Here is a 24,967-nt window from a genome sequence, read left to right as displayed (position 1 = left end):
GCGCCGGATCTCATCGTCTACTCGAGGAAGGTTCATGCTGGGATTCGATGTCTGCACGGCCAGAAAAGTCTGGACCGCGTCCTTGATCGCACTGCTGTTTTTCGTCATTTATATCGCGTCGACCACGGTGCTGGTGGTGGTGTTCGCGGTGTTTTTCAGCTATCTGATCTACCCGATGGTCGAGTTCGTCGAGCGCGTCAGGCCGCGCCGCATGCCGCGGGTCGCATCGATTGCACTGGTGTTCGTGGTCGTCGTCGCGGTCATCGCGGTGGTCGGTTCGATCTTCGGCGTGCAATTGCAGGACCAGGCGACGCATCTGTTCGCGCAACTGCCCACCTTGCTGAAGTCGGATGTGCCCAGTCGTTTTCCGTTGCCGCACTTTCTCGAACCATTGCGCGAACGGATCGTCGATTTCGTGCGCAGCCAGATCGAGACCGGTTCCGACAAGGCCGTGCCGGTGGCGCGCAGCGTCGGGCTCGGCGTCGTGCACGCGGCCGGCAACCTGATCTACCTCGTGCTGATTCCGATCTTGAGCTTTCTGCTGATCAAGGAAGGTCCGCAGATGCGCGACGCGTGTCTCGAACTGCTGACGGCGCGGCATCGCACGTTGTGGGCGGAGATCGTCACGGACCTGAACGTGCTGTTGTCGAAGTACGTGCGCGCGCTGCTGTTTTTATCGCTGGCCACGTTGATCTGCTATGGCGTCGTGTTCTCGCTGCTCGGCGTGCCTTACGCGTTTCTGCTCGCGGTGAGCGCGGGCTTGCTGGAATTCGTGCCATTTGCCGGACCGCTCGCCGCGGTCGCGATCACGCTGATGGTCGCGGTTTTCAGCGGCTATCCGCATCTGCTGTGGCTGGTGGTTTTTATCGGCCTGTACCGGCTGTTTCAGGACTACGTGCTCAATCCTTATCTGATGAGCGAAGGCGTGGAGGTCAGTCCGTTTCTCGTCATCGTCGGGCTGCTGGCGGGAGATCAGCTCGGCGGCGTCGCGGGCATTTTTCTGGCCGTGCCCGTCATCGCGATGTTGAAGATCATCATCGGCAGAGCGAGGGTTTTTTACGCGACGTCGCACGCGGAGGGCGAAACCGCGAGGCGCGCATTGACCGGGAAAACCGACTGAGGGCAAAAGCCCAACGCCCGCTGACTGTCGGCCCAGTGCAACCGCAGTGGCAGGTTACAAAGTCCAGCGGCCATCTACGACTCAGCACGGCGGGTGATTGACCGGGGATCGACGTGGATGCGCAGTGCACACCTGGGCTCACCGATAACGATGGACTCAGCACACCTCGGGACGATGCCCCCGAACCGTCGCAGACGGCACGGGGAGCGGGTTGGCCGCCGTGGTCAGAATTTCGGGACGGGGCGGGCGCCGAGAGAGTAATCATGCGTATACCACCAGACGTTATTGATGTATTCGGCTAGGCGGTGGTCGATCATGCCGCCCGTGATGGCCGACATGGCGACGCGATCCAGGACTTCGACATCAGGTAGGTCATTAATGGTAAGGGTCGTCATGGCAGTTCTCCTAAAAGATAAGTCAGTGAATAAAAAAGTTTGGCGACATACCGCTCGCGGTGCCGCTAACTGATTTAAAGCACATGGCGCGCCATGTCTCGGCAGAGCGCCGAGAGACTGCTCGTAACAGCTTAAATAGAGCGATATATCGATCTCGGTCGGGTGCGTACAAAAGGGCGCGCGTAGTACCTGATGGTGGGCTGGTACCCAACACACCACAACGTACTGTTGGATCGCGGGCCCTCGAAGGGCTGCTCCGCGTAAGCGGGTAGAGCCGACGTCGTGGCATAGAGCTTCGTACACTCACTTCATCTTTCAAATGGTCCGTACCGGACGGCCCATGGATACGGAGGATCGCGAAATATCGAACGCGCTTGCGCTTGTGCTTATCCGCGACGCTACTGAAATCGGACTCAACGGGGATCTCGAGGTTGAAGCTTTCATACTCGTAGCTGAGTATCATCGTCGCCTCAACAGGTGCTTTAAAAACAGACCGCTAGAACACAGTCGCTGCGAGCTCGCCTTGCAGTGACTTGCGGCGGGAAAAGCGGGATCGGCGCGAGCTTGTGGAAGCCATACTTGACGGACGATTAAGCGACGTCCGAGCCATCGCGCCGACCATGCCGATTTATGGTCATCGAGCCCAATCCCATCCGAACGGAGCGGGATCACGGCTGACGTTGTCATCGCCATCGCCGGTGTCGCGCATCGCCACGTTAACCGTAAAGGTGCTCTGTGCAACTATGTTGTCGGATGCATTGCCGACGTAAACCGTATAAGTCCCCGCGGCGATTTTCCAGCTCTGCGCTGCATTGTCCCAATAGCTAAGCGCGTGAAAACCGTTAATCGGATAGATGTACATCGAAAGGGCCCTCTTCTCGCCCGGTTTGAGCAGCACTTTCTGGAATGCAATCAGCCGCTTCGTGGGTTCGCCGAGGTTGGGCGGCAAGCCCAGGTAGACCTGTGCGACCTCCGCGCCTTCCCGCAGCCCGGTATTCTCCAGGGTCAGCGCGACCAGAATCGGGCCGTTGCCGGTATAGCCACGCGGCGAAACCTGGACGTCGGAAATCTTGAAAGAGGTATACGACAAGCCATGACCAAACGCGAACAACGGTTTGACCTGTCGCGTGTCATACCACCTGTAACCGACCAGTAGACCCTCCGAATATTGCACAACGGGATTTGACCCGGACGTTCCGGGGTAGCGCTCCGGCATGCTGGTAGGAGTATCCGTAGCCAGTCGTGGATACGTCACCGGCAGCTTGCCGGAAGGATTGGCCAGTCCAAACAGCAATCGCGCGACGATGTTGCCGTCTTCCTGTCCCGAATACCATGTCTCCAGAATTGCCGGAACCTGATCGACCCAGGGCATCAGAACCGGGTCGCCATCCTTCAGAACGACGATCGTTCGCTTATTGCGGTTCGCGACAGCCGCTATCAACTTGTCCTGCCCTTTCGGCAACGACAGATCGGGACGGTCACTCCCCTCTCCGGTCACGACGCCCGCCATCACGATCGCGACGTCGGCCGTCGCCGCAGCCGCGGCGACCGCAGCGTCCATGCTGCCGTCGTTCGGCGCGGCGAGCGTCTTCACGGTCGCACTGGAGCCTAGCTGCCGAAGTACGTTCGTGATCCCTTGCTGTGGGCCGACGGTGTAGGTAGGCAGTACTCGCGAGCTACCGCTTCCGCCAGCGATAGCATCATCCACATAGGTATTGTGGCCAACAATCGCGATCGATTTGACCGCGCCCGACAGCGGCAGCAGATTGCCGCTGTTCTTCAGTAGCACCGCGGACTGTTCTCCGATCGCACGGGCCTCGGTTCCGTCATTCTGGATCGTCGTGGAATCGAGCGGCGTACGGACTACCGGACGATCGAAAATGCCGGCTTTGAACATCTGCGTGTAACGACGGGTCAGCGCCTGGTTGACCGTCGCCATGGTCAACGCGCCTGTCGCCAAGGCCTCGTTAAGGTTTGGCGGCGTGAACCAGATACCCGACTGCATCTCGAGGTCCAGACCGGCATTCATCGCCGGTGCAGTCGAATGCGTTGCGCCGAAGTCGGACTGCACGTAGCCCATGAAACCCAATTCACCGCGCAAGATGGCATTTAGCGTTCGCGGCGTTTCACAGGCGTACGTCGAGCCGATCCGGTTATAAGAACACATCACCGAGGCGACGTTGCCCCTTCTGACGGACACGCCGAATGGCAGCAAATAGATTTCGTGAAGCGTACGGTCATCGACGACCACACTCACAGTGTTCCGATTCGCCTCCTGTTCGTTGAGTATGAAATGCTTGGCCATCGCAATGACGCCGGTCGCTTGCGCACCGCGGATCTCGTTTTCGGCTATGACGCCGGCGAGTACGGGGTCTTCACTGAGGTACTCGAAGTTTCGGCCACCCTGTCCAACGCGGACCGCGTTCATGCCGGGCGCTTCGACCACGTGCAGGCCCAGCATGCGTGCTTCACGGCCCAACACGTCGCCGTACGCTCGGGCAAGGGTGGGATCGAAGCTCGCAGCCAGCGCCATCGACATCGGCAATGCGGTCGCCCGGTCCTGCGGCACGCAGTCGCCCGCCCCAATGCCAACCGGGCCATTCGTAATCCGGAACGTCGGGATGCTCAGCGCCGGTATGCCCGGGATGTGACGGGTACTGTTTCCACACGCCGGCACCTCGGCTATCGTGCCGCTTTGGCCATGCAACTGGGCGGCTTTCTGATCCAGTGTCATCGCACTGACCAGCAATGCCGCTCGCCGCTCGGGAGCAAGAGCCGTATTCATCCACGGCGGCCCACTTGCCGCTTGCGGCGCACCCGCTGACAGCGAAACGAACGCGGCAACGGAAACGGCGCTTTCACATGCGACCCGGATCGCGTGATGCGGGATCCAGCGTAGATGAGGTGATGCTTTGAAATTCGACATATATCGGTTCCTCGATCGAGTGATCAAGGAAAAGGGGACCCGATATGCAATGAGCCTCTTCGTTGTTGGTTTACTGCATTGCGAATCCAGTCGCCGTTTTTCTCGAGTCACGGTTCATCGGAGTGACACTCGGCGAGCCCCTCTTAGACCGGCTGCTGAAAATGGATTCACACAAAGTAGTTACTTCAGCGGACGCAGCCGCATCGATCGTCGTCTTATGACTGATTTTAGTGCTGCCGTTCGACGCAGCTTCTATCTCGTAAACCCTGCTGAACAGGCCAACCGTCCCGTCCCGTCCCGTCCAGTAAATCGCCGCGACGTGGTTCTTTGCTCCTGCTTCAGCAACAAAGACCTCGCCCAAAAGGTACGCGCGACCGACGGGGTGATCGAGCTTACCGGGGGCGCTATCGTCGTGGCCACGCCATGGGGTCATACTTGACGATCGCGGGCAGCGGCATGGCACGTTTGCCTGATGAGAGCACGATCCTGCGGTTTTGCCAGCTGCTCGAAACGCACGGCCTGGCGGCGCAGGAGCTCGCACTAGTCAACGAGGTCCTGATCGCGAAGGGCCTGATGCTGAAAGTCGGTTCGGTGGTCGACGCCACGTTGATTTCAGCCCTAGGTTCAACGAAGAACAACGCCGGGACGCCGTGACCCGGACATGCGTTCGACGCAGAAGGGCGGTAACTGGTACTTCGGAACGCGAGCGCTCGACGCGGCTCAAATGTCCGCACTTGGCGAGTGAGCTGCCATCAACGTCCGGTAAGACAGTGCGCGTTCATGGCCGCTCTGTGCCGAACGCGGCAGTCGCTCGTCGACCCCAAGGCGACACTCACAATTCCCCACAGCGGCCATTCAAATTGGCGAAAGTACGCCCAGTGCGGTTTGAGCAGAGCCCGATTGGCACCCACTCGTTCCGCACGATGGCCAATACTGTCGTGGTGCACTCGTGGCCCTTTAAGCGTCGATCATTGACGCGTTCTGATTCAACACGCTTTCCAACCGTTTTTCAGAGCCTTGCCGCCTTGTTCTCCGACGTCTCCGCAAAGACTCGCTGAACTGCGAATTCGAGGAAACCAAATTGAAGCGAGGCGACCATTAAGTGATTGTGCTTATCTCGCCGCAATGCATTGTCACGCGATCTGCTGAACCCATTGACTCCGCCAACCTGGCGCTTCAAAGGGATCTGAAAAGTACTGGGTCTCGTGAATGACCTTGCTGTTGCGGAACTCCATAATGCTTACCGTGTAAGCCGGCCGCCCGTTATAGGTGATGGAGTATTCCGTGATCCATAGATTACCTTCTCCCTGAATTCGCCTGACATCGAAACCTGCCGGCTTGCCTGGATGATGAGTCCGCAGCGCCTGCAAATTCATTCGTCCGACGATTCGTTCACCTGACTGGGGATAGTCACAGATGGCATCGTCATCGTAAATGTCGTGTTCTGCGTCGAGATCGCCGGCCGCCGACGCTTGCCAGTGCGCATTCAGGGCTTCACGTATTTTCTCTTCCTGCATTGAGTGCCTCCGGTTACCGTTTACGTTCACCTATTGCGTGCATCGTGGAATAAAACCGGGCTCCCGTCTTGACGACTTCGAGACTCCAGGAAGCATGTGCTCAATGAGTGCTCTTACCGCGGGAAACAGAGGTCTCAATTTCATCGTGATGGGCCGTTGCTAGCAAGGGTACGGCTTCACGAATTGTCTACGATCTTCGAGCCGGTGTGTCGAACGATCGTTTCTGGCCGATCAGTGCCTCATGGAAGCGGCATGCGCACGCCCAAACCGCGCGATGCAGTCATCGGCAGTAGGCGGACCCGTTGGGACCATTCGAACATGAACTGCGGCCGTCTCCTTCCAGGCGGGGACCGGCCAGTCGTAGGTGGTCGGCCAAGGAAGCGGCCGGTCCTCGCACGACGACCGCCTACCTGATGCAATGGTCGAGGGCGTTCACCGGTTGGTTGTCACCCTGGAGCTTGCAACGCCCGAGCGCCGGGGGTTGTGCGTCTGGTACAGGCTCATGAAATCGATACCTCAAGGCATACTTCCTTGCCTTCAGCTACCAAGTCGCGCAGTTCTTATATGATGTCTCCCATGGTTTGCAGGAACACCGTCGACGAGTCGGCATTTGCCCCGGACGTCGCGCTGGCCGCCGAGGCCACCGCGCGGTCGGTCAGGTGCCAAGGCAGGTGCGACGACTCCGTTTGCGAAAATCGCTGACTATTCGGTCATGTTGAAGGAGCAAAACGCATGTTCGGCCTGACGGTGCTCGACCTCGCCCGTTTTCAGTTTGGCTTCACGATATCCTTTCACATTCTGTTCCCTGCCATTACGATCGGCATGGCCAGCTATCTGGCCGTCCTTGAAGCGTGCTGGCTGCGCACCCGCCAGAACGTCTATCGCGATCTCTATCACTTTTGGCTGAAAATCTTCGCTGTCAATTTCGGCATGGGCGTCGTGTCGGGCATCGTGATGGCCTACCAGTTCGGCACTAACTGGTCTCGTTTCGCGCAGTTTGCCGGAGGCGTGACTGGGCCGTTGCTGACCTATGAAGTGCTCACCGCGTTCTTCCTCGAAGCGGGCTTTCTCGGCGTCATGCTGTTCGGATGGAACAAGGTCGGCCCCGCGCTCCACTTCCTGGCAACGCTGCTGGTCGCGATCGGTACGCTGATTTCGGCGACGTGGATACTCGCGTCCAATAGCTGGATGCAGACGCCACAGGGATACGAGATCGTTAACGGTCGCATCGTGCCGGTGCGCTGGCTCGAAGTCATCTTCAATCCTTCGTTTCCGTACCGCCTCGTTCACATGAGTCTGGCGGCGTTTTTGGCGACCGCCCTGTTCGTGGCCGGGTCAGCGGCATGGCATCTGCTGCATGGCAATGACAACGCTGCGATCCGCAAAATGCTGTCGATGGCGATGTGGATGGTGCTGGTGGTGGCGCCGATCCAGGCGGTCGTCGGCGATGCGCACGGCCTGAACACGCTGGAGCATCAGCCCGCGAAGATTGCCGCGATGGAGGGGCATTGGGAGAATCACGGCAATGAGGCGGTGCCGCTGATTTTATTCGGCTGGCCTGACATGCAGCGCGAACAGACACGCTTCGCCGTCGAGATTCCTCACCTGGGCAGTTTGATTCTCACGCACAGCTGGAGCAGGCAGTTCAAAGGCCTCAAGGACTTTGCTCCCGAGGACCGGCCCAATTCGACGATCATCTTCTGGACGTTCCGGGCCATGGTGGGACTGGGGATGCTGATGATCATGCTCGGTCTGTGGAGCCTTCTGCTGCGCCCTCGTGAGCGACTCCACCGAACTCGCCCGTTCCTGCGCGCGACGCTGCTGATGGGTCCGATGGGCCTGGTCGCGCTTCTTGCCGGCTGGCTGACAACGGAAATGGGCAGGCAGCCGTGGGTCGTCTACGGCCTGCAGCGCACTGCGGAAGCGACCTCGCCAAGCGGCATGCCGCAACTGGCGCTATCGGCCACGTTATTCGTAGTGTCGTACTTCTTCGTGTTCGGGGTTGGCATCGCCTACATCCTGCGCCTTGTGCGAAAGGGACCGTCGCAGTACATCGAAGAAGGGCCACCGTCAGGCGGGCCGGGGCAGGAGCGCACGCCGGCACGACCGCTGTCGGCTGTCGGCGACGAGTCGCCAAGAACCACGCTGCGTGAAAATTCAAGGAGCCGGCGATAATGGGCGTCGACATCTCGTTGATCTGGGCCGCGATCATTTTTTTTGGCGTGATGATGTACATCATCATGGACGGCTTCGATCTCGGCATCGGGCTGCTCTTTGCGTTCATCACGTCGCGCGCCGAACGCGACGTGATGATGAACACCGTCGCGCCGGTCTGGGACGGCAACGAAACATGGCTGGTGCTGGGCGGCGCAGGCATGTTAGCGGCATTCCCTATAGCGTATTCGATCCTTCTCAGTGCGCTGTACCTGCCGCTGATATTCATGCTGCTCGGGCTCATTTTCCGCGGGGTCGCTTTCGAATTTCGCTTCAAGGCGAACGACCGGGAGCGCCCCATGTGGGATGCCGCGTTCATCGGGGGCTCGCTTGTCGCGTCGTTCTTCCAGGGCGTATCGCTCGGCGCGTACATCGACGGCGTGCGTGTCAGCGGCTACGCGTTCGCGGGCGGCCCACTCGACTGGCTGCGGCCGTTTCCGGTGTTCTGCGGTATCGGCGTGCTTGCCGCGTACGCGCTGCTCGGCGCGACATGGCTTGTCATGAAGACGGACGGCAAACTGCAGCAGGCTATGGTCCGTTTTTCGGGACGGCTCGTCTGGACGCTGCTCGCGGCGATCGTCGTCGTCAGCATCTGGACGCCGCTCTCGCAACCGCACATCGCTCAGCGGTGGTTCACGCTGCCCAATCTGCTCTGGTTCTGCCCAGTGCCCCTACTCGTCGCCCTGTGCGTGTATGCGCTGCGAGGTTCGCTGCGACATGAACCTGACATGGGACCGTTTCTCTATGCACTGGCGTTGATCTTCCTCGGCTACAGCGGTCTGGCGATCAGTATCTGGCCGAACATCGTGCCGCCGGGCATCTCGATCTGGGACGCAGCCGGGCCGTTGCAAAGTCAGCTGTTCACGCTGGTCGGCGCACTGTTCATCATTCCATTCATCCTTGTCTATACCACGTGGTCGTACTATGTGTTTCGCGGCAAGGTGCGACCGGGCGAGCACTATCATTGATGACAAGACAACACGGCGTATTGCGTGTCTGGGGCAAGCGCGTCGCGTGGCTCATCGCAATCTGGGCGGCGAGCGTCGCCGCGCTCGGTATTGTTGCGAGCGTGCTGCACATCGCAATGCACGCGGCCGGACTGAGCCACTGAATCGTCAGCGCACCGCGCGACGCCTGGCCTGCCGCGCGTGCCCGGTTTCAACTTCCTGGCTTACGATTGGTCCGCACTAGCCAGGCAGTACCGCTCAAGCCAGCAATATCGCTGCTGATGACCCGCTATTCGACGGGCGCATGCCGACCATAAGTCCAGGGATTTCATGTTGAACGGCCGCTGTTGGGCAGCGGATGGCCATGTATGATGCCCTGCAACACCCCATCGCAGGAGTTTCGCAATGGTAGATGCAGTGAACCCGATGGAAGTTTGGGCGCCATTCGGCACCTTCTCTATGGCGGTCATTCAAGGCGATGGCCGTATCGCTCACCTGAAGGGCCAGGTGTCGCTCGATCGACATGGACAAATCGTCGGGCGAGGGGACATCCGCGCGCAGGTAAGGCAGGCTCTGGAGAATATTCGCAGCGTCCTGGCGTCGATTGGCGGACAGATGGCGGATGTGATTTCGATGGTTCACTATGCAACGGACATTGAGGCCTTTATGGCCACCGGCGGCATTCGCCAAGAGTTTTTTGGCGCGCCGTATCCTGTCACGACGACCGTCCAGGTCCAACGTCTATACCGGCCTGAACTGCTAATCGAGATCGCGGCGATCGCCGAAATTCCCCGCTCGCGGTTTCGCCATCCCGGGCCGGACAACCAGGCACTACGTGAGTGATTTCCTCGCACGGCCAGGCTTGGCCGGCTAGCGCCCGACGACCAAGCGCGGCGATCGCCGCGGGCGCGGCCTCTCACACAAAGGGCATAAGGCGACCCTGAAGGGACATTGGCCTCGCTCCATAACAGCCGTTCCTAGGAATGCATCTGCGCAGCACATTGACGAGTGACGGGACGCCCGCGCCGATTTGCGTTACCCGCAGTCATGCCATACTTCGAGCATCATTTACCTCGCGATAAACACAACCCATATGGCTGCACCGGGAAGCCTTCATCACCTGGAAATCAACGTTTCATCACTCGAAAGGTCGCTGCGATTCTGGGTGCCGTTACTCGAGCGGTTCGAATATACCGAACATCAGGTTTGGAACGGCGGCAGAAGCTACATACGCGACACCACTTACCTCGTGTTCACGCAAGTCGACAAGGTCGATGGCGCTTACAACAGAAGGAGCGTGGGTTTGAACCACCTTGCATTCCATGCGGCGTCTCAAACGCAAGTCGATGAAATAACGCGATGGGTGAAGTCAAATGGATATCGCGTGCTCTATGAGGATCGTCATCCTTTCGCCGGCGGCCCCCAGCACTATGCCCTCTACTGTGAAGACCCCGACCGGATCAAGGTCGAAATTGTCGCCCCGGCCGGCTAGACGTCCAATGCTCGGGATGCCGCTCGAATGATCGACTCTAGCCGACCCGCTTCGGCCTGTCGGTGCAACATTCCTCCAGAGGCAGCTTCGAGGGTTGACGGCCATTCCTGCTGCCGCGGCGACCGACACGCTCCCCGCCTGAAGAGGTGCGAGCAGGCTTTGAGTGCATGCGCCAATACCGGTTTGTCTTTCGAAACGCGCTGCTACCATTAGGCTGTGTTGTGCGGTATGGCGGCTTTCGCGCCTTGCCTGGTCGCAACAAACTGCGTTCCGCGACAACGACTTTCCACGAACCATGTTTCGGGAGGGTTCATGTCGCGTCATTCGTCCAGACTGGCGATCCAGTCGCCCCCAACCCCACGCAATGGGCTGTGCTTTACGCTGGCGTATGCCGGCGCGGCACGCATCGCGCCTCGGTCGCGGCCTGCCGCGTGGAGCCGTGTTCTGCGCCCGCTGCCGCTTGCGCTATGGGTGCCGCTGGCGCTCGCCGCGTGGTGCGTGCCGATGGCCGAGGCGGCCGGACCGCTGCCGCAGGGCGGCGCCTTCGTCCGGGGCCAGGGCGCGATGACGAGCGGCACCACTTCGCTGACGATCGACCAGTCCTCGTCCCGCGGCGTGATTGACTGGCACAGCTTCTCGATCGGCAACGGCAACACCGTCGCCTTCAACAACGGGTCGGGCGCGACACTGAACCGTGTAACGGGCGGCGATCCGTCATCGATCCTTGGCAAGCTCACCGCCACCGGCAGCCTCTACCTGATCAATCCGCAAGGCATCCTCGCGGGACCCTCGGGCGTCGTCAGCACGGGCGGACGCTTCGTCGCGTCCACCCTGGATATCTGCAACGACGCCTTCATCAAAGGCGGCGATGCACTGACGCTGTCGGGCAAGTCGGACGCGAGCGTGATCAACCTCGGCAGGATCAGTTCCAGCGGAGGCGATGTGTTCCTGATCGCCCGTCAGGCAGTCGTCAACGCGGGTACGGTCAAAGCGCCCAGCGGCACGGTGGAACTGGCGGCCGGCGAGACGGTGCTGTTACAGGACTCGGCCAGCAGCAGACAGGTGTTCGTGCAGGCGGGCAGTCACGGCACGGTCGTCAACGAGGGGCGCGTCAAGGCCGCGCAGGTCAGTCTTCAGGCTGCCGATGGGAACGTCTATGCGCTCGCGGGCGGTGGCACGCGCATCCGCGCGACGGGCTCGGCTACCCGCGATGGCCACGTCTGGCTCATCGCGGACAGCGGTCTCGTCAGGCAGCAAGGCAAGATCGCGGCAACGAATGCCGACGGCAGTGGCGGCACGGTCGACACGCAGGCGGCGCAACTGGCGTTCGGCAGGCACGCAGCCGTTCACGCGGGCCAGTGGAATCTTTCAACGCCTGCTTTTATGATCGATGACGCCGCGGCACGGACGTTGCAGCGCAGTCTGAGCGCGGGCACCTCGGTCGATGTCACGACCACGGGTGGCAACGGCGCAACGGGCGACCTAAGCATCGCTTCGCGCCTGCGCTGGCAGGGACCGGCCTCGCTCACGCTTGCAGCATATCGCAATGTCTCCGTCACGGGCGGCACGACGATCGCGAACGAGGGCGCGGGCAATCTGACCTTGCGCGCCGACGCTACGGGCGCCGATAACGGTGGCAGTGTCTCGAACCTTGGCACCGTCGACTGGTCGAAGAGCGCCGGCATCGTGAGCCTTCTCTACGACATGAACGGTCGCTACAGCCCCGGCACGCTGCTCGGCAACGCTTCGTGGACCGCCCCGGTCTACACCGGGCTGGTCACGCAAATCACCGCCTACAAGCTCGTCAATTCGCTGACCGATCTGCAGAATGTTTCGCTCGACCTCGCCGGCAATTACGCGCTCGGCAAGGATATCGATGCGAGTGCGACGATCCTTACTTCCACCCACTCCAGCGGAGTGGACTTCATCCCGCTGGGCAGCGCGGCCACCCCGTTCACTGGTCAGTTCGATGGGAGGGGGCATGTCATCGACCAGTTCAGCCAGAATGAGATTTACTCGCCCTCAGGTACCAAAGCGATTGGCCTCTTTGGCGAGATCGGGACTGCGGGCGTGGTGCGCAACGTCGGCATCACGAACACCGCATTCTATGAGGGACAAGACGACATCCTCGACAACGTGCCGATTGTTATCACTTTCGGCATTCTGGCGGGGCGCAACCGGGGCCTGATTACATACGCATATACGTCCGGCTACCGGGGCGCCACTCACTATGGAAACGCGCCGATCGGCGGCCTGGTGGGCACCAACGACGGTCTGATCGAGCGCTCCTGGAGCAGTGCTACCGTAGGCGACGCCGGTGACGCGGGAGGGCTCGTGGGCGCCAATCTCGGACGGATCGTTCAGTCGTTCGCGACCGGCCGGGTCGTCACGCAGACGTTCGGCTCGCCAGGTGGACTCGTCGGCGTCAACAGCGGCACGATTTCGCAGTCATACGCTGCCGGTAATGTTCTCGGACTTTTTGGGGCCGGCGGATTGGCTTACGCGAATAGCGGTGTCATCGAGCAGTCGTTCGCAACAGGCCCAGTTCTGGGCCCGTCGTATCAGGGGCCGGGCTACGGCACTTACGGCGGTATCGTCGCGTACAGTGTCGGCGGCACTCTTGCAAGTAACGTCTATTGGGACAAAGAGACGACGACACGTACGGTGAGCACCGGATATGGCTCTCAACTGCCTGCGTCGAACGGGATCACCACCGCGCAGATGAGCAATCCGTCGAGCTTCGACGTGTCCTGGGACTTCAGCCCGACCGGCGTGTGGGTCATGCCGGCCGGCGCGACCCATCCGATCCTGCGCTGGCAACTGGCCCAGTAGGCGCTGCTGAGAACCCGCGTGCCTGCACGAGCAGGCACGCGGCGGCATCTCAACGGCCGCTTTCGGCGGCCTGAGCGGACGACCGGACAAAGTAGCCGGTAGCCGCGAGTGTCCACTATCAAAAGCGAACAACGTACAGTTGTCGGCCCAACTGCGCTTGACGTCGCGAGAATAATCGCCTCATCGACGACGTGACGTCTGAGCCGCTCCCCTCGTATCGGCGACTTCCCGTCATGCCGGCGAGATTCGGGCTCCCTTCAGTTAAAGTATCTGCGTCTGTTGCCGATATGCCGTGTGAGCGCCGACCCGTCAAGAGCTCTCCGCAGCCCTGTTTTATAAACATTCAGGTGCCGATCGATAGGCGTCGTCGATGACAAAAGATCGGCCGGCAGCGAGAAGGACCTGTGACGAAAATGCCCAGCGGCGGACCGGGCTTTCGTCACGATTTATCGCTGCAGAGACGCAGCCATGGTTACGCAATCGACTCGACCGCGACGAAAGCCCCACCGGTTCACCATCGAATGCGTCACTGGCGTCTGCCGAGGGGCGCCCAATGCATGCCGAACCTGAAAGTGAACCCAAGTGCGACAAACTGAGTCTGCATCGTGGCTGTTGGTCCTGGCCTGTTTCATTCTTTTCTCGTTGTGTGGTTGCCATCAGCGGGACCACGGTTCTTCGGGCATGAGCGCGCCGACCGGTACCGCCATCACCGCCTTGGTCTGGGCTCCCGACTGGCCCGAGGAAATGCTCCGGATTGCCGCTGAATTCAGCAAGCTGAACCCGGACATACGCGTAAACGTGCAGTTCATGATCGGCAATTCGGTCGAAGAAAATATCAAGCCGCGGATCGCGACCGGCAATTTGCCCGACCTGGTCAGCATCAACCCGAATGCCTATGGGGCCGACCTGGCCGATCAAGGGCTGCTGGCCGACGTCAGCAAGACGTCCGCCTGGAAGAACATGCTGGATCCTCTCAAGAAGGACTGGACCAGCCGCCAGTCCAGGCACTTTGGAATAGCGGGAGGGATGGCCACCACTGCGATCTATTACAACGAGGAGATGTTCGCGAAAGCAGGCATCAAGAACCTGCCCACCAATTTCAACGAATTCCTGGCAGTCTGCGAACAGCTCAAACGCGCTGGCTATACGCCGATAATGTGGAATGGCGGGTTCCCGAATATGCTCGGCAACGGTCCCTTCAGTTCGGGCTTTGCTAACAGCGTGGTTGCGCGCGAGCCGGACTGGAAGAACAAGATCAGCGATGGCACGCTGGATTTGAATACCCTTCAGGTAGCGGAAATTTTCGCCCGGATCAGGCTCGTGCCGGAACGTGGTTTCGCACAGGAATCATTCATGGCGACAGGCTACGACGACGGCATCCGGCTATTCAAGGAAGGCAAGGTAGCGATGGCTTTTCACGGTAGTTGGGCAGCCGGTCTGTTGCTGCACGGCAATCCCTTCGAAGTTGGCGTGTTCATGCCGCCCTGGAACTCGCCAGGCGAGCAGGTAGTACCCGTAATCGGCAGCGAAACCGGCTTTGCGGTGTCTGAAACGCCTAATAAGGCTGCGGCCATGCGCTTTCTCGAGTTCATCGCGGGGCCGGGATTTTCTATTCTCCAGATGAAACGCCAGAACATTCCGCCTTTCAAGCAGTTCCCCGGGACGGTCGTGAGCGATCAGAAGATGGTTGACTACACGAACGCGGTCAGTCGCTATGCTGTAACTGGCAGCCCGTACTATTCGGTTCTACCGTCTAATTCCATCGAGCGCTTGCATCGATTGATGCAGGATGTGCTGTTCGGAAAGATCACGCCAAGGCAGGCTGCAAAACTGCTGGACGACTCCGTTAAGAATGAAGCGAAGATGCACTACAAATGAGTCCACTGATCGCCTGGCTGCGAAGCGCATTCGCCTACTTCTCGTTGGATCTGCTGCGCCGTGTGGAAATTCACTACCGGCTGATAACCGCGTTCATCCTGCTTTCGCTGATACCGATACTTGTCTCCAGCTACATTTCGTATGTGGAGTCAACAGCAGCGCTCAAGCAGAAAGCGGAGATATTTTCCAAAGAGGTCGTCAAACAGGTATCCAAAAACATCTCCTTGCGGATGGAGCAGATCGAGAGGGAGAGCAGCCTTCTGGTGCTCTCCGACCAGGTTCAGGACGCGCTGACCCGCGTCGCACGCGGCAATGAAAAGGAGCAGAGCGAAGCTCGCCAGGACCTGACCCGGCTTCTCCTGAAGCATTACGGCGCGGTTGATTTCATCAACCAGAAATATCTGCTCGACAAGGACAACCGGATCACCGACTCCCAGGCGTTCGCGCAATTGACGCGGGGTGTGGTGCGTCTGGTCGAGCAGGCTCCCGATCGAAATGGCCGGCCTTACTGGGGTAGCTATGACAACGGGGCCGGTCAGCAAGATCTGGGGATGGTGCGTGCAATCATCGGCAAGAGCGACAATCGGCAGATCGGTAATCTCGTTCTAGTGATCCGCCCAGAGTACTTCTCAGCGATTTTCAATGACGTCGCCGTGGGCAGTGGAACGCAGATCTATGTACTTGACGCCAGCAGCGACAAGCTGATCGTTGGTGCCGACGGCTCTTCAATGAACACCGACGGAAAGGCTGAAGCGGGTCTGCTCGAAAGAATCACCAACGCCAATCCACGCGGCGAGGCAAATGGCTTCGTCGACTTCCATGGCAAGCATGGCGGCCGATATCTCGCTGCATACACAGGTATTGCCGGCACGAAATGGTATGTGGTCAGTACGATCCCGGAGAAGAACCTGACGGCGGAGGCACAGTCCGTACGCAACCAGATCATACTGGTGGGCATTTCGGGGTTTCTGCTTTCGATCTTCCTCGCCAACTTCATTTCCCACAGCATCTCCGCACCGCTCAAAGATCTGGTGCAAAGGATGGATGACGCTGGTAGCGATGCAGGCGCAGAGGTGGCAGCGTCGGTGGAGCCGAGCAGTGAGATTGGCGTAAAGGATGAATTGGGCAGATTGGCGCACAGGTTCGAACGAATGAGTGCGGCGATCGGGCAGAAGATCCAGAAGATCAACGAGATCAACGCTTCGCTGGAGCAGACGGTCATCGAGCGAACGGCGGAGCTCGTCGCCAAAGAGCAGGAGTCGCGCACGTTGATCGAGAATTCACCTGACACGATCACACGCTACGACCGGGAGCTGCGCCGCACCTACGCCAATCCGGCTTTCTGCGTCTCGGCGGGCCGCAGCCTTCGCGACTCGCTCGGCAAACGGCCCTCGGAGATTCCCGGCGGCGCTAACGCGTTCGCGTATGAGAAAAAGATAAGCGAAACCATTACAACCGGGAAAAGCCGCCACTTCGAACTTAGATGGCTCAGCAAGGACGGACAGGAACAGTGCAGCCATATTCGGCTCACTCCAGAGATCGACGCGTCGGGTCAGGTGAATTCCGTGCTGGCGGTCGGTCGCGATTTGTCCGACCGGATGGCATTCGAGGCCACCATATGGAAACAGGCCAACTACGATGCGCTGACCCACCTGCCGAACCGCCAGATGTTCCATGCCCGTCTGGAGCACGAAGCCGGTGTTGCGCATCGCTCTGGGCGGCCGATGGCCTTGATGCTGATCGATCTCGATCGCTTCAAGGAGGTCAACGACTCGCTCGGACACGATATGGGCGACATCCTGCTGATCGAGGCCGCGAGGCGCATTACCTCGTGTGTGCGTGAATTCGACACGGTCGCTCGACTTGGCGGTGACGAGTTCACGGTGATTCTGCCCGAGTTGGACGACACCGGCCGCATCGAACAGATCGCGAAGACGATCATCGCCACGCTGGCCGAACCCTTCCAGCTTGGTCCGGACGACGCTTTTATTTCTGCGAGTGTTGGTGTCACGCTTTACCCTGGCGACGGGACAGAACTGGATGTTCTCTTCAAGAATGCCGACCAGGCCATGTACGCGGCCAAAGCCGCGGGGCGCAACCGTTTCAACTACTTTACGCCCGAGTTGCAAGTGGCGGCAGAAAAGCGCCGGCGTCTCACCAGCGATCTACGTACCGCCCTGCAAGCCGAACAGTTCCGTGTTTATTACCAGCCTATCGTCAATCTGGCGACTGGCGAAATTTACAAAGCTGAAGCGCTAATTCGCTGGCTGCACCCTGAACGCGGCACGATCAGTCCATTGGATTTCATCGCATTGGCCGAAGAGACGGGGCTCATCGTTCCTATCGGCGATTGGGTGTTCAAACAGGCCGTGCGACAGGCGCATCAATGGCGCCGACGATTCCATCCATCGTTTCAGATCAGCGTCAACATTTCGCCGGTGCAGATTCGCCAGGACAATCTGGTGTGTATCCAATGGTCGGAGTACCTCATTCGGCAAGGCATGCCTAGACAGAGCGTGGCAATTGAAATAACCGAAGGGCTGTTACTGGACGCCGAATTGAACGGGAAGTTGCTGAGTTTCCGCGAGGCAGGAATCGGGATTTCGATCGACGACTTTGGGACCGGTTACTCGTCCTTAGCCTATCTGAAGCGCTTCGACATCGATTATCTCAAGATCGACCGTTCATTCGTACAGAACCTCGGCTTCGACGGCGGCAATCAGGCGCTCTGCGAAGCAATGGTCATGCTGGCGCACAAGTTGGGATTGCAGGTTATCGCCGAGGGGGTCGAGACGGCGGATCAACGTGATTTTCTCGCCGCCGTGGGTTGTGACTTTGCGCAAGGCTTCTTGTATTCCGAGCCGGTTCCGTCTGATCAATTCGAGGAGCGGGTGTGGCCGACAGTCAGGGAGGCGGCTCACCAGGAGGCGCGCGACGAATCGTGAGCAATTGCCGAACGAGTGTATGCCAGGTATCGAGAAACGAGCCCCGGTCACGGTAGTCTCGAACGGTTGAAACAGTTCGGGACCGGACGGTTGGCTTGCGCCGGCATGCAGCTCAATTAGGGTTAACCCATTCAGAGCTGTGCCGCAAAGTACATACAGTTCTTGCATACGAGCTTGTTCAGACGCGGGGGCATCGCCGCCCAAGGTCGTCTTGCGGTGTTTCCTCAGTTCCACGAACTCGAAGGAGATGACAAATGGAAATCCGCAACCCTTCCCCCGGCCTCTACAACGAAGATCTCGCACCCGCCAGGGTGCGCAACTGGGGTGCCTTTAGCATTTTCAACGTCTGGACCTCGGACGTGCACAGCCTTTGGGGCTACTACCTCGCCGCCAGCCTGTTCCTGCTGTGCGGCAGCTTTACCAACTTCGTGCTGGCGATCGGGCTCGGCTCACTCGTGATCTTCGCACTGATGAATCTGATCGGCTACGCCGGCGAAAAGACTGGCGTGCCATACCCGGTGCTGGCGCGCGCCTCTTTCGGCGTGTGGGGCGCCAACCTCGCGGCGCTGGTGCGCGCCGTGGTGGCCTGCTTCTGGTACGGCGCGCAGACGGCAGCGGCTTCGAGCGCGATAGTCGCGCTGTTGATCCGCAGCACCAGCCTGATGGAGTTCCACAAGGGCACGCACTTCCTCGGCCACTCGGGGCTGGAAGTGATCTGCTACTTCATCGTCTGGGCGCTGCAGTTGCTCATCATCCAGAAGGGCATGGAAACGGTGCGCAAATTTCAAGACCTGGCCGGTCCGGCGGTGTGGATCGCGATGCTGATCCTGGCGATCGGCCTGTGCGTCAAGGCCGGCGGCTTCTCGTTCGAGCATGGCATTCCGATGGACGCGCTGCTCGAGAAGACCAAAGACGCCGGCGTCAGCGGCGAGCCCGGCTCATTCTGGGCGCTGATGGCCGTAGGCGCGACCTGGATCACCTACTTCGCGGCGCTGTACCTGAACTTTTGCGACTTCTCGCGCTATGCGAAAAACCGCGACGCAGTCAAGAAAGGAAATCTGTGGGGCCTGCCGGTCAACCTGATTGCGTTCTCGCTGGTCGCTGGCGTCACCACCATCGCCGCCTTCAGGGTGTACGGCGAAGTGCTGCTGCATCCCGAGCAGATCTCAGCCAAGTTTGACAGCTGGATACTGGCGCTCATCGCGGCGGTGACCTTCGCAGTCGCCACGCTAGGCATCAACGTGGTGGCCAATTTCGTCTCGGCGGCGTTCGACATCTCCAACACGTTCCCCAGGCAGATCAGCTTCAAGAAGGGCGGTTTCATCGCTGCAGCCATCGCGCTCGCGCTCTACCCGTTTGCGCCGTGGGAAGGCAACGCCGCGCACTTCGTCAATGCCATCGGCGCCACGATGGGCCCGCTGCTGGGGATCATCCTGGTGGACTACTATCTGGTGGCCAAGGGCAACATCAACGTCGCGGCGCTCTACCAGGAGCACGGCGAGTATCGCTACGAAGGCGGCTGGAACGTCAACGCGCTGGCCGCGGCGGCGGTCGGCAGCGTGTTTTCGACCTTCCTGCCTAACTTCACCGACCTGCTGCCGGCCTGGTGGAATACATATGGCTGGTTCTTCGGCGTAGTGATCGGCGGCGGCGTGTACCTCATCATGGCGACGCTGCGGCCGCGTACCGCGATCGCCCCGACCCGCGTTTAAGGGTCTTTCCATCCCGATCAGGTAGGGTCAAGCACTGGCGCGGCACCGGCGGGTGCCTCCCGGAAGCGGGCGGTCGGTCACGATAGCCGCGTGCAGCTCGCGAGTCGCAGATTTGGCCGACGACCCGCCTGACGACATCGTTCAAAGAAGGGCACTTTCGGCCAGAACCCGACGTTCGAATGTCCGCGCAACGGCGTCGACGAACGTCTGAAAATGGCTGAACGCGGCCGACGGCGAACGCACCAGATCGACCCGGCTCGGCCGTTCGCGCATTCACCCACCGAACGGCGGTTTCCGGAGTACATCGGTCGTCGCAATTGATCAGTGTCGGGTACCGCGGCAAGGCGGATCTTGCAGAAACGACGCCGGCGCGCCGCGCAACGCGGTAGACGCCTATAACAGCGTCGGCTCGGAGACCATGGTTCAGTGCGGGGCGACTTGCCAGGCGAGAACGGGATGGGTCGCACCGGGTAGCATCACCCACACGCCGTTAGGACCGAAGTCCCACCCAGCAAAACTTTTCGGGTCGCTCATCTGGGCGGTAGTGAGCCCGTTCGACGCCGGCAGATTGCCGCCGCTCGACGGTTGGCCCGTCGTCTGGACGTCCCAGTAAACGTCGTTCCCAAGACCACCGCAGCCTCTGGCGCAGATACCGCCGACCTCAAGCGATACCGCCGCCGTCACGGGGCCCGACGCGAAGGACTGTGTGACCGTTCCGCCGCTGAACCCCCCGACTAGTCCTCCCGCTGGACCGTGCGAGCTAAGTCCCGAGACTGGGCCAGTGGCGTATGACTCGGTGATCGTACCTTCGTTACCGATAACCAGCCCACCGACATTACCATCCGCCGTGACGGTAGCGCTGCTGCCCGATCGCGCGATTAACCCGAAGTTGGTGGCGACAAGCCCGGCGTACTCGTTGCCAAGGTTCCATGAGGCAATGACCCCAGACGTAAACACGTTGGCAATGACGCCGTGATTCTGAACGGCGAGTATCGCGGTCCCGTTAACAAAGTAAAAATACACTTGGCCGACGTTCGCGTTGACGTTCACGTCGCGCACGACGCCGCTTGGACCGATATCGCCAAACACCGCATCGAAGCTCGGCGAGAGGTTGGAGATCGTATGCCACCTACCGTCGAACTGCCCCGTGAACGACGTGCCGGCAGCGAAACCAAGCGTCTGGAACGCGGAATTGCCAGCGTCGAGGTCTTTGCCTAGCGCGTAATTGCCGGCAAGATTGTTTCCGATGTTCTGAAGGTCCGTGACCGAATTGACGAGTTGATAGCCGGTTATCTGCGTGACGAGTCCGCTGTAGAGCGGCGCTTGCCAGGTCGCATTGCTGACGAGCGTGCCGGGGCTGAAACTGCCGTTCATATCGTAGAGCGCGCTGACGATGCCCGTGCTCTTCGACCAGTCGACCGTGCCGCCGTTGACGACACTGCCGCTGTTGTCGATTCCGGAGGCGTCGGCACGCAAGGTCAGATTGCCCGCACCGCTGTTCGCGATCGTCGTGCCGTTCGCGACGGAGACATCGCGGTATGCGGCAAGCGTGAGCGAAGCGGGACCGTGCCAGCGCAGGCTCGACGCGACGCCCAGGTCGCCCGTCGCGCCGTTGGCGCCCGTCGTCTCGACGTCCACCGAGGTGTCCGCGTTCAGGCTGCGCTGCAATGTATGCGCAGCCGAGTCGTCGATCGTGAAGTCGGGCGTCGACAGATTCCATTTCCCCGCGTGAACCGCTGCGTGCCTGCCGAAGACCAGTTGTGCCGCTTGCGTATCGACGGTTCCGCCGCTGCCGTCCGCGTTGCTTGCGGTGATCTTGCCGAACTGCTCGACACGGCCGCTGTCGGCGACCAGCCACACATGGCCGCCGCGGCTGGCCGTGCCCGTCGCGCGGATGCGCGTGCCGCCGCCCGCGAGCGCATACACGTTGCCGTCGGCGGCCTGCAGACTGATCTGCGCGGCGGTTATCCGCCCCTTGTTGACGACCGTGCCCTGACTGCCTGCCTGTACGAACACCTGCCTGCTGCCGGCCGAGTCCTGCAGCAGCACCTGCTCGCCCACGGCCAGTTCGGCCGTGCCGTCGGGCGCTGCGACGGTGCCGGCGTTGATGACGTCGTGTCGCGCAATCAGGAACACATCGCCGCCGCCCGAACTGATCTTGCCGAGATTGATCACGGCTGCGTTCGAGTTGCCCGACAGCGTGAGCGAGCCGCTGCCCTGCACGAACGCGTCCTTGCAGATGTCCAGCGTCGACGCGACGAAACGTCCGCCGGTGGTAATCACGCCCGATGGCGCGACCACGACTCCCTGCGGATTGATCACATAGAGGCTGCCCGTCGCACTGAGCCTGCCGAGGATGGCAGAGGGCGAACCACCCGTCACCCGGTTCAGCGTCGCGCCGGAGCCGTTGTCGAATGTAACGCTGTTGGTTTTGCCGATCGAAAAGCTGTTCCAGTCGATCACCCCGCGCGTCGAACCCGGTTGTGTGATCACGAGGCCGTTGCCCTGGCTTGCTATCGCGCCCGTGCCGGCCACGTATGTGCCGCCTTTTGGAAGGACGCCCGCCGCGAGCGTCGCATGTGCAAAGGACAGCCCGATAAGCGAACTGCCGATGGCGAGCCACATGCGTCCGGTTAACTGCCGACGACGCAGTGCGCCCCGCGCGGGCCGAGATGGGTTTGGACGTGACATACACCCCCCTTTCCGCGTGGGACGCGGAATGGCTGCCGACGACCGGCAGAGCCGACCGGAAACGCGTGAGTCGCAGCATCTGAAGAATAGGGCAGTTGGCGTCGCGGATGCACGCCGATATCTCAGCGTTTTGTGCCTTCCCGTGGGACCTTTTGTGCCACTTCCGTTGTGTGGCAGGACTATGCTGCACCTACGAAATCCCAGTCAAACTGCTCAAGGACGCGACCGTGATTTCTCAGTTGGTTTGTGACACGAACTGTGGACAGCAGATCGCGATAGACAATAGCGGAGTCCGTGTCCAAAGGCCGGGGCCCGGTTGCAATGCGGAGCCGATGTCTGAACGTCCGTCCAACGAGAGGGGCGAATGACGCTGGATCGCCGAATTCACGTATTCGCCTCCATAGGACGGACACCGCGCGCGTAGCCGGGCCTTGGCTCGCACGAATTAGAACAGTATTCGTGTTGCGTCATTGCGGCCACCCAGCCACCTGGTAATCGCAGCCAAATGCCTGCCACACGCCTTGTCTGCGCCCAACCCGAGAATTCTTCCGGTTAGTGCCACAATAAGGTGGCACCAGTGTGCAAGCCAATTCTGGTTACGGAGGCGGACGTGATTCACATCGCAAATGCAGCGGCTTCGGCGACGGGGAAGGAAATCTGCGAGTCCCGGTTCTTCCGAAATTTTGCTTCGGTTCTTGTTGGCGCGATGTTAGCAATAGGTTCAGTACAGGCTCAGTCCACTTCGTTCGACTCGTTTGCCATTCCCTCCGGCAGCGCACCGCACGATGTCGCGCCAGCGCCTGGCGGCGCCGTCTGGTACACCGCGCAGGCGCAAGGCGCAGTCGGAAGGCTGGACCCGCGCAGCGGCAAGACGGAGCGGGTCCCGCTCGGCAACGGATCGGCGCCGCACGGCGTGATCGTCGGTCCGGATGGAGCAGCATGGATTACCGATGGCGGGCTGAACGCGATCGTACGCGTCGATTCGAAGACACTCGCTGTCGCGCGCTTCCCGTTGCCCAAAGACCGACAGAACGCCAACCTGAACACGGCCGTTTTCGACAAACGCGGGCACCTGTGGTTTACCGGACAAGGCGGAATCTATGGTGAGCTTGACCCGGGAAGCGGCAGCATGCGCGTGTTCAATGCGCCGCGCGGGCCGGGTGCCTATGGAATCTGTGTCACCCCTGACGGCAGCTTGTACTTCGCTTCACTAGCTGGCAGCTACCTCGGCCGCATCGATCCGGAGAGCGGCGCGGCGCAAGTCATCGAGCCGCCAACAGCGCAACAGGGAGCGCGCCGGGTATGGTCCGATTCAAAAGGACGCGTCTGGATCAGCGAGTGGAACGCAGGGAAGGTGGGAGTGTTCGACCCGGCGGCGCATCGGTGGCGCGAATGGAAACTGCCGGGCTCCGATCCGCATGTGTATGCGATATTCGTCGACGACAAAGACATCGTCTGGCTCAGCGAATGGAGCGCTAACGCGCTAGTGCGCTTCGACCCACGAACGGAACGATTCGAGATGTTTGCGCTGCCGCGCCCACACGCGAACGTACGCCAGATGATGGGCCGGCCGGGAGAAGTCTGGCTGTCCGAGTCTGGTACGGATCACTTGCTGCGCTACCGGTCCGGCGCAGCGGTTGTCGGCAGCAAGTGACGCCTCAGCGACCGTTACCGTCTCCAGGCAACTCCATGACAGAGGATTCCGATCGCGATCCCGATTCCGATCCAGACAAACTGAAGGGCCCCTGGTGGCATGACGCTGCGGCAAATCCACGAACAGGGGCAGAAATCCGTTTAGCGGAACCGTGAGGCACGAGCCACGCACAACTCGCCCACGTCTAAAAGTCGATGGCAGCGTAAGACGGCCCCTTTAGGCCGTCGATGGCTGTAGTTGACCGCGTGAAATCGTCACAGCGCCCGCGTCGCGTTTTTACACGACCTGGGTCGCGTCCTGCCGTTCGCAGACACGCTATGGCTGGCCGGGCTCGGCGATGCATGTTTGCTCCCGACTCGGCAACCGCGACCGGCGCATTGCGTATCGAGCCATCGTTAGCGACGGCCGCTGCGGCCCCACACGTAGCGTACCCAGCGTTGCCATCGGCTCTGTTGCGCAGCGGTAGTATTGCGCTTTGCCTGCTCTTCGCGGTCGCGCTCGACGCTCTTCTGGACCTGTTGGTGGATCTGGCGCAACGTCAAGCCACCGGGTCCTTTCAGTTCGTCCGGATCGGGTTTGTCTGTCATGGGAATAGCTCATTCCTGAGAAGATCGATTTGATCTTGATACATACGGGCGGTCGCG

General features: G+C 60.5%; 16 protein-coding genes and 1 pseudogene. 12 read left to right on the top strand and 5 right to left on the bottom strand.

Annotated elements, in window-relative coordinates; all coding sequences use genetic code 11:
• The first annotated feature begins 34 nt into the window (after positions 1–34).
• On the top strand, positions 35–1,120 hold the full coding sequence (locus B0G69_RS28055) for an AI-2E family transporter (RefSeq protein ID WP_121322986.1): 1,086 nt from the start codon (positions 35–37) through the stop codon (positions 1,118–1,120).
• A 224-nt stretch (positions 1,121–1,344) separates the two neighbouring features.
• Here B0G69_RS28055 and B0G69_RS41120 read toward each other — a convergent pair whose 3' ends face one another.
• Both B0G69_RS41120 and B0G69_RS28045 read right to left on the bottom strand, forming a co-directional pair.
• Positions 1,345–1,515 (bottom strand): hypothetical protein, encoded by a 171-nt coding sequence (locus B0G69_RS41120; RefSeq protein ID WP_158608987.1) that lies wholly within the window; start codon positions 1,513–1,515, stop codon positions 1,345–1,347.
• A gap of 634 nt (positions 1,516–2,149) precedes the next feature.
• Entirely contained in the window at positions 2,150–4,441 is a 2,292-nt protein-coding gene (locus B0G69_RS28045) for a glycoside hydrolase family 3 C-terminal domain-containing protein (RefSeq protein WP_241991493.1), read from the bottom strand.
• A gap of 459 nt (positions 4,442–4,900) precedes the next feature.
• Between B0G69_RS28045 and B0G69_RS28040 the strand changes: the two are divergent.
• Positions 4,901–5,147, top strand: a pseudogene (locus tag B0G69_RS28040) (IS5/IS1182 family transposase); the annotation flags it as partial.
• 427 nt (positions 5,148–5,574) lie between these two features.
• Here the strand turns inward: B0G69_RS28040 and B0G69_RS28035 are convergent.
• A complete protein-coding gene (locus B0G69_RS28035) occupies positions 5,575–5,958 on the bottom strand; it encodes a nuclear transport factor 2 family protein (RefSeq protein WP_121322982.1) in 384 nt (127 codons plus the stop codon).
• 732 nt (positions 5,959–6,690) lie between these two features.
• Between B0G69_RS28035 and B0G69_RS28030 the strand changes: the two genes are divergently transcribed.
• The 9 genes from B0G69_RS28030 (at position 6,691) to B0G69_RS27990 (ending at position 19,978) form a co-directional block, all read left to right on the top strand.
• Complete coding sequence (locus B0G69_RS28030; RefSeq protein WP_121322980.1) at positions 6,691–8,133, top strand: cytochrome ubiquinol oxidase subunit I; 1,443 nt, start codon at positions 6,691–6,693, stop codon at positions 8,131–8,133.
• Positions 8,133–9,140 carry a cytochrome d ubiquinol oxidase subunit II gene (cydB, locus tag B0G69_RS28025; RefSeq protein WP_121322978.1) on the top strand — a complete coding sequence of 336 codons (1,008 nt, stop codon included), beginning with the start codon at positions 8,133–8,135 and terminating at the stop codon, positions 9,138–9,140. Before B0G69_RS28030 ends, cydB begins: the two co-directional genes overlap by 1 nt.
• Positions 9,140–9,283, top strand: coding sequence for a DUF2474 domain-containing protein (locus B0G69_RS28020; RefSeq protein WP_121322976.1), 144 nt, complete (start codon positions 9,140–9,142; stop codon positions 9,281–9,283). The genes cydB and B0G69_RS28020 overlap by 1 nt, the downstream gene beginning before the upstream one ends.
• Before the next feature lie 241 nt (positions 9,284–9,524).
• Entirely contained in the window at positions 9,525–9,962 is a 438-nt protein-coding gene (locus B0G69_RS28015; RefSeq protein ID WP_121322974.1) for a RidA family protein, read from the top strand.
• A 250-nt stretch (positions 9,963–10,212) separates the two neighbouring features.
• The gene (locus B0G69_RS28010) at positions 10,213–10,611 is read left to right on the top strand and encodes a VOC family protein (protein ID WP_121322972.1); all 399 of its coding nucleotides are present in this window, start codon (positions 10,213–10,215) and stop codon (positions 10,609–10,611) included.
• Positions 10,612–11,115: 504 nt separating this feature from the next.
• Positions 11,116–13,443, top strand: coding sequence for a filamentous hemagglutinin N-terminal domain-containing protein (locus B0G69_RS28005; RefSeq protein WP_199731412.1), 2,328 nt, complete (start codon positions 11,116–11,118; stop codon positions 13,441–13,443).
• 681 nt (positions 13,444–14,124) lie between these two features.
• Positions 14,125–15,321: an extracellular solute-binding protein gene (locus B0G69_RS28000; protein WP_121322970.1), complete on the top strand. Its 1,197-nt coding sequence runs from the start codon at positions 14,125–14,127 to the stop codon at positions 15,319–15,321.
• The gene (locus B0G69_RS27995) at positions 15,318–18,266 is read left to right on the top strand and encodes an EAL domain-containing protein (protein ID WP_121322963.1); all 2,949 of its coding nucleotides are present in this window, start codon (positions 15,318–15,320) and stop codon (positions 18,264–18,266) included. The genes B0G69_RS28000 and B0G69_RS27995 overlap by 4 nt, the downstream gene beginning before the upstream one ends.
• A gap of 254 nt (positions 18,267–18,520) precedes the next feature.
• Positions 18,521–19,978, top strand: a complete 1,458-nt coding sequence (locus B0G69_RS27990) for a cytosine permease (RefSeq protein WP_121322961.1) — start codon at positions 18,521–18,523, stop codon at positions 19,976–19,978.
• A gap of 423 nt (positions 19,979–20,401) precedes the next feature.
• On the opposite strand, the gene B0G69_RS27985 is transcribed toward B0G69_RS27990, so the two are convergent.
• A complete protein-coding gene (locus B0G69_RS27985; protein WP_241991492.1) occupies positions 20,402–22,603 on the bottom strand; it encodes a filamentous hemagglutinin N-terminal domain-containing protein in 2,202 nt (733 codons plus the stop codon).
• Between the two features lie 772 nt (positions 22,604–23,375).
• Here B0G69_RS27985 and B0G69_RS27980 point away from each other — a divergent pair.
• The gene (locus B0G69_RS27980) at positions 23,376–24,323 is read left to right on the top strand and encodes a lyase (protein ID WP_241991491.1); all 948 of its coding nucleotides are present in this window, start codon (positions 23,376–23,378) and stop codon (positions 24,321–24,323) included.
• Positions 24,324–24,718: 395 nt separating this feature from the next.
• Here B0G69_RS27980 and B0G69_RS27970 read toward each other — a convergent pair whose 3' ends face one another.
• Positions 24,719–24,910: a hypothetical protein gene (locus B0G69_RS27970; protein ID WP_121322954.1), complete on the bottom strand. Its 192-nt coding sequence runs from the start codon at positions 24,908–24,910 to the stop codon at positions 24,719–24,721.
• Between the last annotated feature and the right edge of the window lie 57 nt (positions 24,911–24,967).

The organism is Paraburkholderia sp. RAU2J (assembly GCF_003634845.1).
In the GTDB taxonomy this organism is placed as follows: domain Bacteria; phylum Pseudomonadota; class Gammaproteobacteria; order Burkholderiales; family Burkholderiaceae; genus Paraburkholderia; species Paraburkholderia fynbosensis.
The sequence above is the reverse complement of the archived record's forward strand: the minus strand, read 5'-3'. Positions and strand labels throughout refer to the sequence as shown.